This window comes from Tsukamurella sp. NPDC003166, from assembly GCF_040611135.1.
Taxonomy (GTDB): domain Bacteria; phylum Actinomycetota; class Actinomycetes; order Mycobacteriales; family Mycobacteriaceae; genus Tsukamurella.
Genome location: NZ_JBEXNL010000017.1, coordinates 82,598 through 91,459, shown reverse-complemented (window position 1 = coordinate 91,459; position 8,862 = coordinate 82,598). Strand labels below are relative to the sequence as shown.

Annotated in this window: 9 protein-coding genes and 1 pseudogene; 5 read left to right on the top strand and 5 right to left on the bottom strand. The window is 67.2% G+C overall.

Features of this window, described 5'->3' with window-relative positions:
• Window positions 1–95: 95 nt before the first annotated feature.
• The 3 genes and pseudogenes from ABZX10_RS18015 to ABZX10_RS18005 all read right to left on the bottom strand — a co-directional run bounded on the left by ABZX10_RS18015 (window position 96) and on the right by ABZX10_RS18005 (window position 2,094).
• A complete protein-coding gene (locus tag ABZX10_RS18015; protein ID WP_355542842.1) occupies window positions 96–689 on the bottom strand; it encodes a transposase family protein in 594 nt (197 codons plus the stop codon).
• A gap of 97 nt (window positions 690–786) precedes the next feature.
• Window positions 787–1,148 (bottom strand): annotated as a pseudogene (locus ABZX10_RS18010) (IS3 family transposase); the annotation flags it as partial.
• A 253-nt stretch (window positions 1,149–1,401) separates the two neighbouring features.
• Window positions 1,402–2,094, bottom strand: a complete 693-nt coding sequence (locus tag ABZX10_RS18005; protein ID WP_355542839.1) for a hypothetical protein — start codon at window positions 2,092–2,094, stop codon at window positions 1,402–1,404.
• Between the two features lie 567 nt (window positions 2,095–2,661).
• Here ABZX10_RS18005 and ABZX10_RS18000 point away from each other — a divergent pair.
• The gene (locus ABZX10_RS18000; RefSeq protein WP_355542836.1) at window positions 2,662–2,808 is read left to right on the top strand and encodes a hypothetical protein; all 147 of its coding nucleotides are present in this window, start codon (window positions 2,662–2,664) and stop codon (window positions 2,806–2,808) included.
• A 135-nt stretch (window positions 2,809–2,943) separates the two neighbouring features.
• Here the strand turns inward: ABZX10_RS18000 and ABZX10_RS17995 are convergent, their stop codons facing one another.
• Window positions 2,944–3,168, bottom strand: coding sequence for a hypothetical protein (locus ABZX10_RS17995; protein ID WP_355542833.1), 225 nt, complete (start codon window positions 3,166–3,168; stop codon window positions 2,944–2,946).
• A gap of 109 nt (window positions 3,169–3,277) precedes the next feature.
• Here ABZX10_RS17995 and ABZX10_RS17990 point away from each other — a divergent pair, with 109 nt between their 5' ends.
• Window positions 3,278–4,498, top strand: coding sequence for an Ig-like domain-containing protein (locus ABZX10_RS17990; protein WP_355542830.1), 1,221 nt, complete (start codon window positions 3,278–3,280; stop codon window positions 4,496–4,498).
• On the opposite strand, the gene ABZX10_RS17985 is transcribed toward ABZX10_RS17990, so the two are convergent.
• Entirely contained in the window at window positions 4,439–5,755 is a 1,317-nt protein-coding gene (locus ABZX10_RS17985) for an NAD(P)/FAD-dependent oxidoreductase (RefSeq protein WP_355542827.1), read from the bottom strand. The two genes, ABZX10_RS17990 and ABZX10_RS17985, sit on opposite strands and share 60 nt — an antisense overlap.
• Window positions 5,756–5,879: 124 nt before the next feature.
• On the opposite strand from ABZX10_RS17985, the gene ABZX10_RS17980 reads away from it, so the two are divergent.
• From ABZX10_RS17980 to ABZX10_RS17970, 3 genes are all read left to right on the top strand, one after another.
• Window positions 5,880–6,743, top strand: a complete 864-nt coding sequence (locus tag ABZX10_RS17980) for a LysR family transcriptional regulator (protein WP_355542824.1) — start codon at window positions 5,880–5,882, stop codon at window positions 6,741–6,743.
• A gap of 67 nt (window positions 6,744–6,810) precedes the next feature.
• Window positions 6,811–7,284, top strand: a complete 474-nt coding sequence (bcp, locus tag ABZX10_RS17975; protein ID WP_355542821.1) for a thioredoxin-dependent thiol peroxidase — start codon at window positions 6,811–6,813, stop codon at window positions 7,282–7,284.
• A 13-nt stretch (window positions 7,285–7,297) separates the two neighbouring features.
• Window positions 7,298–8,443, top strand: a complete 1,146-nt coding sequence (locus ABZX10_RS17970; protein ID WP_355542818.1) for an acyl-CoA dehydrogenase family protein — start codon at window positions 7,298–7,300, stop codon at window positions 8,441–8,443.
• Window positions 8,444–8,862: the final 419 nt, after the last annotated feature.

Genomic DNA, 8,862 nt, shown 5'->3' with positions numbered 1-8,862 from the left:
GGGCCGCAACGCCATGCCCACAATCCCGAACCGCGCCCGAAAACACCAATCCGAAACCGATCAGGACGGGACGGCCACCTCATGAAAGATCGAGGCTAACAAGCCCTGATCGCCGCTGATATCGACGAACCCGGTGTCCCACGATCAACCCGCACCCACCGCCGACCAGTCGCGTCACGGACCCAGCGGGGCTTGCCGCGGCGGGTCTCGTCGATCCCCAGCACGCGCACGGGTGCCGGCGCGGCCAGTACCTGCTCTGCGTGCTCGACGAACGCGGCATGCGCGGTCGGCCACGACACGCCCGCTGCTGCCGCGACCTCGACCACCGACCGGGCGTTCTCGCCGATGTCCCGCCCGATCTGGGTGCGCAACCGGGTGGTGGTCCGGCGCCGCGCCGGAACCTCACTGATCCGGTCAGTGAACGTCGCCCGATCACACGCATCGTTGCGGCATCGGTATCGAGTCTTCCGCCAGCGCAATCGGATTGGATCATCCCCATAGCGCAGATCGCGTGGATACGTGACCGCATGATCCTTGACGAAGGTCGAGACGACACCACATGACGGGCACGCGGCAGCCTTCGAATCACAGTTGATCACCTCCACCAGCCGCGTCCTGTCCGGCAGCGCCGAAACGCTCGTGACCTGCAGACCTTCCAGGCCCAGCAACAACGAAGTACGCGCGCTCATGCCCCTGGTACTCCTCACCGAAATCGGAATGTGTCGCAACATCCAGATTTCCGGAGACCAGGGGCTCCTCACGTCACCGACACGCCGCGCCTCTGACCAGGGACTGTCCGCTCAAGCTTGAAGAGCCGCTTTACCGGGGAGTCGATGCTGAAGCCGACGATCCGCCCCGAGCAGGCGTCCTTGATCGCGCACAGGTAGAGCTTGCCCTCGTCGGTCCAGTGCTCGGTGATATCCGTCAGCCACAACCCGTTCGGGACTCAGCGGTGAAGTCGCGTTCGACCAGGTCATCGTGCACCGGCGGCCCGGGCTTCTTGCCGCCCTTGCCGCGCTTCTTCCCGAAGCTCGACCACCAGCCGTTGGCGCAGCAAATCTGCCACGCCGTCCGGCCACATATCGACGGCCTGCCGCCTCGGCCTCGTCAGTGAGGAGCCGGTATCCGAACTCCGGGGCCTCGCAGTGATCTGCCCGACACGGCGCCCTTAGCCAGTAGCCCGCTGACGCCTCTCCCGAGTGGTTGGATCAAGGCGTCGCACTCAACATTCCCTACCTGCTTACGAGGGCATCTCTCCCTACCTCACTCCGGTCAACATACGCACCACCAGTGGAGTCGGACTGAACAGGACACCCCACCGAATTTCCGAAGAAACTATTCCTCGCCAGCACTGTTCCCTACAGGAATTGACACCGCCGAGGTCTTCCACAATGGTGCGTGTTAGCGAGGCTGGCGATGTTGGATATTGTCCAGCATCATGTTCGCCTCCAACGAGCGTTCGCTTGCACGGTTCGACGCCAGGTCAGCTCGGTACGAAGCACCATCGATCGACCGAATCACCTCATCAAGTTTGCTCGACAGCGTATCCGAGAGTGAATGAATCGCGGCACCTAGATCATTGAACCCGGCGATCAGAATTGCGTTCGCTCTGCGCTGCTCATAGATGGCGGCGAACTTGAAATCAGTTTGAGCTCGCGCAACCAGTCTATCAATTCGGTCAGACGCCGACCTGGCCCCAATCGCGATGTCCGAAACCATCGCCATCGACACAGGCGACTCTGTTGTGGGTTCATTTAGTTCCGTTGCGAGGCGACGATCCATTCGAGCTCGAGCATGAATTGCAAATTGAAATCCGTCAAGATTGTCGGTGATCAAGCTGAGATGTACTCCAGATTCCTCGATTGCCTGCCAGAACGCACTATAAGCACCGGCATGAAAACACCTCTCTGCCGTGCGGGTGCATTCCTCCAACGATTCGAACGCGGGACTGAGGATGCTCCAAAATCTCGAGAGCACCTCATCCGTCGATCGCACTTCTCTCTGACATAGAAGCACGAGACGAAGGTGCTCGTTTGCCGCCGATTTCGCGGCGGCAGGGTCACCGGCCAGCTGTCTGGCCGGGGTGGCAGACACAACCCCACGGGTAGAGCGGCTCCGGAATCCCCACTTGTGCACGCAATGAAAGTAGCAGCCGTCCTGGGTCGCGATCGCTGTTCGCACAAGGTTCACCCGTTCAGTCGACAGAATCGGACTCCCGCCCGGTCCCCGCCACCGCACCTCGGCACGGATCGCCTTGGCCTCCCGGCCTAAGACTCGACTGCCCTGAACATGACACAAGAGCGACAGCTCGCGACGAGGTCAGCCTCGGCTACGGGAGGAAAAACGGGCCACGATGTAGAGGCGTAACTCCACGACTGCGGCGGGCAGCCGGTGCCGAGCTTCATGCCGGGGGAAGTCCACCGACCTCGAGAGGTCGGGGCCTGACCCCAATCCGCCCCAGTACCGTCAGCCCCATGGCAATCGCCCCTCAATCGCGGCAGGCCCTGGTCTTGTACGCTGCGGCAGCGTATTGGGGATACCGAACGTCGTCCGAGGCAACATCGCAGGCCGCTTCCCGGCTGCTGTTGCGCGCATTCGAGGCAGAGGCTTCTGACCTGCAGCCCTACCCAACTGTCGTCTCGGCGCCCCCAGACTCGGACGGTGAGCATCACCGACATCGCGGGGCACCGGCTCGTGCGCCAACTCGGCGTCGGCCCCGTCCGGCGGATGCACTTGGCAACAGGACTAACCGGCGTCGACAACTCCTCGCACAATCGCCCGGCGACCGTTCGAGATCACACGATCTGAACCTTAAACTATTAGTCTCAGTAAGTTATTCTTCGATCGAGCCTGGGGAGCAACCACCTCACCTGTCGCCCGCAGCGTTCTCCCCAGGCTCCCCCACGACTCCCCTGCCGGCCGGGCTACCGCAGGCCGACCGGCTCAGTCCGTGCCGTCACCGTCGTCCCCGCCGGACCGGTAGCCGAACGCCCCGGCGAGGGCGATGCCCAACGCCAGACCGATCACGATGCCCATCGTCCCGTTGCCGAGCGCCACCCCGACCACGGCACCGAGGGCCACCCCGAGAGCGCTGCCCAGGGCCAGCTTGTTGTAGCCCTTGTCGCCCCACGGCCCCTTTCGGCCGCGCACCGGACCCGCGCCGGTCACCGTCGTCGCTCACCCCCGCACCGTACCGCCCCGACCCGCGCGGACCCCGGTAGAATCAGGAGCAATCGGTCGTGCCGACCCCGTCGACAGCCTCCTGGAGTGAAGAAGCATGCGCATCCGCCCCGTCGTGTCCCGTCGTGCCCTGACGGTGGTGGTCGCAACGGCCGTCACCGCCGCCCTGGTCGCGAGCTGCACGACCTCGGCGAACGACGCGATGCCGCTGCCGGACGCGAGCCAGAAGATCACCGACTCGACGCCCTTCTTCGACCTGCTGCGCCCGCAGATCACCTCGAGCGTCAAGAACGGCGCGGTCGACGTGCAGCCCGGCCTTCCGGTCAAGATCACGGCCAACGGCGGCACCCTCACCAAGGTCGTGATGACCAACCCGGACGGCAAGGAGGTGGCCGGCAAGCTCAGCGACGACGGCCGCTCCTGGAGCAACTCGGAGGTGCTCGGCTACAACAAGCAGTACACGCTGCGCGCGGAGGCCAACGGCGTCGGCGGCGTGAACGTGGCCAACGAGACCTTCAGCACGCAGTCGCCGAACAACCAGACCCAGGCGTACTTCAGCACCGTCGGCGAGACGGTGGTGGGCGTGGGGCAGACCGTCGGCGTGAAGTTCGACGAGGCGATCAAGGACCGGGTCGCCGCGCAGCGCGCCATCACCGTCGTCACCGAGCCGCCGGTCGAGGGCGCCTTCTACTGGATCAGCCCGACCGAGGTGCGCTGGCGGCCGCAGAACTACTTCAAGCCCGGCACCAAGGTCAGCGTGGACGTGAAGATCTACGGCGTGGACCTCGGCAACGGCACCTTCGGCCAGAAGGACGCGTCGACCAAGTTCACCATCGGCGATGAGGTGATCGCCACCGTCTCCGACAAGGACAAGATCGTCCGGATCAGCCGCAACGGCAAGCTGGTCAAGACGATGCCCACCTCGATGGGCGAGCCGAACAACGCCACCCCCAACGGGATCTACATGATCGGCGACCACCGCGATCAGATGATCATGGACTCGTCCACGTACGGCGTTCCGGTCAACTCCGCCAACGGATACCGCACCCTCGTGGACTACGCGACCCAGATGTCCTACAGCGGCATCTACGTGCACAGCGCCCCGTGGTCGATCAGCCAGCAGGGCGTGAGCAACGCGAGCCACGGCTGCCTCAACGTCAGCCCCGACAACGCGCTCTGGTTCCTCCAGAACACGCGCCGGGGCGACATCGTCAAGGTCACCGACACCATCGCCCCGACCCTCGAGGGCAACGACGGGCTAGGCGACTGGAACGTCCCGTGGGACGTCTGGCGCGCCGGCAACGCGAAGACCGGGTAGCGCCTCGGCCGCGTCCGCGGTAACGGGTTCGACGGTGACCGTCGGCGCACCGTCGAAGCCCGGACGGGCCGTGCCGACGAAAGCGCGCAGCCAATCGACGAGGACCGCGACGCGGTTGCCCATGCCCGCCAGGTAGTAGAGGTGCACGGCCAGCCAGCCGGCCCACGCGAGGACGCCGGTCATGCCCGGCAGGCCCATCGGCGGCTGGAGCACGGCGTGCGGGGTATCGATCATCGCCATGCTGCCCTTGTCGAGGTAGCGGAAGTGCGTACCCGGACCCTTCTTCCCGCGGATCACGTCGGCGGCGTGCCGGCCCTGCTGCATCGCGACGGGGCTCTGGCCGGGCAGCCCGTTCAAGCTGGTCATGTCGCCGAGCGCGAAGACGTCCGCACGGCCACCGACCGTCAGGTCACGGTTGATGAGCAGGCGGCCCGCGCGGTCGGTCTCGCAGCCCGTGGCCTCGGCGATCACCCCGGCGAGCGGTGTGGCCTTGACGCCGGCCGACCAGACGACGGTGCCCGCGGCGATCTCGCGCTCGGCGCCCGCCGTGTCCTTGACGGTGACGACGTCGTCCTCGATCGCGGTGACGAACGTGCCGGTGTGCACCGTGACACCCGCCTTCTCCAGCGCGGCCCGGGTGTAGCCCGAGAGGGTGCCGCCGTAGAAGGGCAGCACGTCGTCGGCGCCCTCGACCAGGTGGATGCGGACCTGCGCGTCGTCGTGGAAGCGCCGGGCGAGCTCGGCGACCTGGCCCGCGACCTCGACGCCCGTGGCGCCGGCGCCGACCACCACGACGGTGCGCGCGGGGCTCTCGGCGGGGGCGTCGAAGGCGGCGCGCAGCCGTGTCCGGAGAGTCTCGGCGTCCTCGAGGGTCTTGAGGGCGAAGGTGCGGTCGGCCCACTCGTCGTGGCCGAAGTACGCCTGCGCGGCGCCCGCGGCGACGATGAGGTAGGTGTAGCCGATCTGCTCGATGCCGTCGGCGGTGGCGTAGGTGACCACCTTGCGCTCGGCATCGACCTCGGTGACGTAACCGGTGATCGCGTCGACGGTGCGCCGACCGCGGAGCACGTCCGCGATGGGCGGCGCGATGCGCTCGCCCGCGGTGACGCCGGTGGCCACCTGGTACAGCAGGGGCTGGAAGAGGTGGGTGCCGTTCGCCGAGATCAGCGTGGTCTCGATGTCCGACTTCGCGAGCTGCTTCGCGGCGGCGAGGCCACCGAATCCCGAGCCGATCACCACGACGTGGGTGTTGCGCATGATCATCTCCTCCTTCAAGACGTCGTTGTCTACTACCAGGTTGGTGCATGAGTTCCTGCGCTTCAACCTGGTAGATCGCCTCCCTGACGATGCTGTCGATCTGTTCTGTTCATAGAATGGCGGTATGGAGTTCCGCCAGCTCGAGTACCTCGTCGCCGTCGCCGACCACGGCGGCTTCTCCCGCGCGGCCAAGCAGTGCTTCGTCTCGCAGTCGGCCGTGAGCCATCAGATCGCCACGTTGGAGAAGGAGCTCGGCGCGGAGCTGTTCGAACGCGCCGGGCGCCGGGTCACCCTCACCGCCGCCGGCGACGCGCTGCTCCCCCGCGCCCGCGAGCTGCTCCGGCTGCGCGACGAGGCCGTCGACGCGGTGCGCCCCCGGCCCGACCGGATCCGGCTCGCCGCGAACATGTCCTTCGCGCACTCGGCGCTCGCCGCGACCGCGGCGGTCCGGGAGCGGCACCCCGGCGCGGAGATCGACTTCCTCCTCAAGCCCTTCGCGCAGCGCATCGCCGCGGTCAAGTCCGGCGAGGCGGACCTCGCACTGATCCGCGGACGGCTGGACGAGCCGGGCCTGTACCTCGAGCCGCTGTGGGTGGACAACCCCGTCGTCGCCTTCTCCACGCGGCACCCCCTGACCGCACTCGGCCGCGCACCGTCGCCCCGGGAACTGGCGCAGTACCCCCTGCTGCTCCCGCCCGCGGACCGGCAGGTGCTCCTGCACCGCCTGGTCGCGAAGGTGTTCGCGGCCGAGGGGCTCGAGGTGCTGCTCGGGCCGGAGATCCGCGACGCGCACCCCGTCGCCTTCGAGCTGGTCAACCACCCCGAGGGCTGGACCCTCCTCTACGAGGACCCGCGCCAGCCCGGCATCGCGAGCCGGCCGGCACCCGGGTTCACGCTGCCCGTCTCCGCGGTGCTGCGCACCGACGCGACGCCGAACCCCCTGGTCGCAGAGCTTCTGGTCGGCCTGTCGAACGGCTACCGCCGCTAGGCCCGACGGTGCGCCGCCTCGCGCGGCCCCCTCGTCCCGGGTCGCCGTGACCGCTACGGTTACCGGCATGAATACTTCCACGCGCCTGCAGCCGGGCGATCCGGCACCGTCGTTCACCCTGCCCGACCAGGACGATAACCCCGTATCGCTCTCCGACTACCGTGGCCAGCGAGTTGTCCTCTACTTCTACCCGGCGGCGATGACGCCCGGCTGCACCAAGCAGGCGTGCGATTTCCGCGACAACCTCTCGGATTTCGCGGACGCCGGGCTCACCGTCCTGGGCATCTCCCCCGACAAGCCGGAGAAGCTGAAGAAGTTCGTCGAGCGCGACGGCCTGACGTTCCCGCTCCTCTCCGACCCGGATAAGCAGGTGCTTACCGCGTACGGGGCCTTCGGTGAGAAGATGATGTACGGCAAGACCGTGACGGGCGTGATCAGGTCGACGTTCGTCATCGACGCGGAGGGGAACATCGAGGTGGCGCAGTACAACGTGCGCGCCACCGGCCACGTCGCCAAGCTGCGCCGCGACCTGAAACTCTGAGAGGACTTCAGCCTTGGAACGCACCGTCTACACCGACGACCACCTGCAATTCGGCTCCGCCGTGCGCGACTACCTGCAGAAGCAGGTGCTGCCGCACGCCGAGCAGTACATCGACGACAAGCTGATCGCCCGGGACGTGTGGCGCGGCCTCGGCGAGCAGGGCGTTCTGGGCCTGGAGATCCCCGAGTCCTACGGCGGCGGTGAGGCCGGCGACTACCGGTTCAACGCGGTGGCCCAGGAGGAGCTCGCGGCGGTGTCGATGGCCTTCGCCAGCTCGGTGGGCATCGACTTCGACATCACCACGCCGTACATCGTGCGGTTGGGCACCGACGAGGCGAAGCAGCAGTGGCTGCCGGCGATCGCCGCCGGTGAGGCCGTCGCGGCGATCGGCATGACCGAGCCCTCCGCCGGATCCGACCTGGCCGGGATCAAGTCGACCGCCGTGCGCAGCGGCGACGATTGGATCCTCAACGGCTCCAAGACCTTCATCACCAACGGCTACACCTGCGACGTCGCGGTGATCGCCGCCAAGACGAACCCGGACGCCAAGGCGCGCGGCATCTCGCTGTTCGCCGTGGACTGCTCGCTGCCCGGCTTCGAGCGGGGCCGCAAGCTCGACAAGGTGGGCCAGCCCGAGGCCGACACCGCGGAGCTCTTCTACTCCGACCTGCGGGTGCCCGCGAGCGCCCTGATCGGCGAGGTCGACCGCGGTTTCTACCACATGATGGAGAAGCTGCCGCAGGAGCGCATCGGCTCCGCGGTGGGCAACGTGGCGCACGCCAAGCAGATCCTGGCCGAGACCATCGAGTACGCCCGCGAGCGCAAGGCCTTCGGCGCGTCCATCGGCTCGTTCCAACACAACAAGTTCCTGCTGGCCGACCTGGTGACCCAGATCGAGATGGCGCAGGCCTACGTGGACCAGGCCGTCGTCGCGCACGCCGAGGGCACGCTCACCGCCGTGGACGCCGCGAAGGTCAAGTACATCTCCGCCGAGATCCAGAACAAGGTGCTGGACTCCTGCGTGCAGCTGCACGGCGGCTACGGCTACATGCGCGAATACCGCGCCGCCCGCGCGTGGATGGACGCCCGCGTCACCCGCATCTGGGCGGGCTCCTCCGAGATCATGAAGGAGATCATCGGGCGCGACCTCGCGCTGTAGGTCGCTTCGAAGGTGCCGGACTAGGGCGGGGCCCGCGGGCCTGGGCGAGGGGCGCGGGCCCGGATGCGTCGGTGGGCGGTTGGGCGCGGATAGGGTTGTCGTTCGCTCGGCACTCGGATTCCGTCCAGTTCGGACGGCGTGTCCGAACCGGTCAGGATCCGAGAGAGCGACATACGCGCTGTCATGTCTCAGGACATCGGTGACAGTTCTGCATGCCTCGGATCCTCGGGGCGGACGGTTCCCGCGGGGACTCTTCACCGAACATCGGGTTGCAACCCTCGATCGAAGCGGAAACTCCCGCGGGAACCCACTGCGGCAGCGCCGACGCGGGCGCGCCAGGTGCGGCGCGACGGCGGGGCGGGAACGCAGGAGGGCACCGTCGGGAATCCCGACGGTGCCCTTCGTGCGTACGGAGGAAC

Coding starts and splice junctions, on each gene's coding strand:
- ABZX10_RS18015 (WP_355542842.1), bottom strand. CDS start 689: ATGAGCGCGCGTACTTCGTTGTTGCTGGGCCTGGAAGGTCTGCAGGTC.
- ABZX10_RS17990 (WP_355542830.1), top strand. CDS start 3,278: ATGCGCATCCGCCCCGTCGTGTCCCGTCGTGCCCTGACGGTGGTGGTC.
- ABZX10_RS17985 (WP_355542827.1), bottom strand. CDS start 5,755: ATGCGCAACACCCACGTCGTGGTGATCGGCTCGGGATTCGGTGGCCTC.
- ABZX10_RS17980 (WP_355542824.1), top strand. CDS start 5,880: ATGGAGTTCCGCCAGCTCGAGTACCTCGTCGCCGTCGCCGACCACGGC.
- bcp (WP_355542821.1), top strand. CDS start 6,811: ATGAATACTTCCACGCGCCTGCAGCCGGGCGATCCGGCACCGTCGTTC.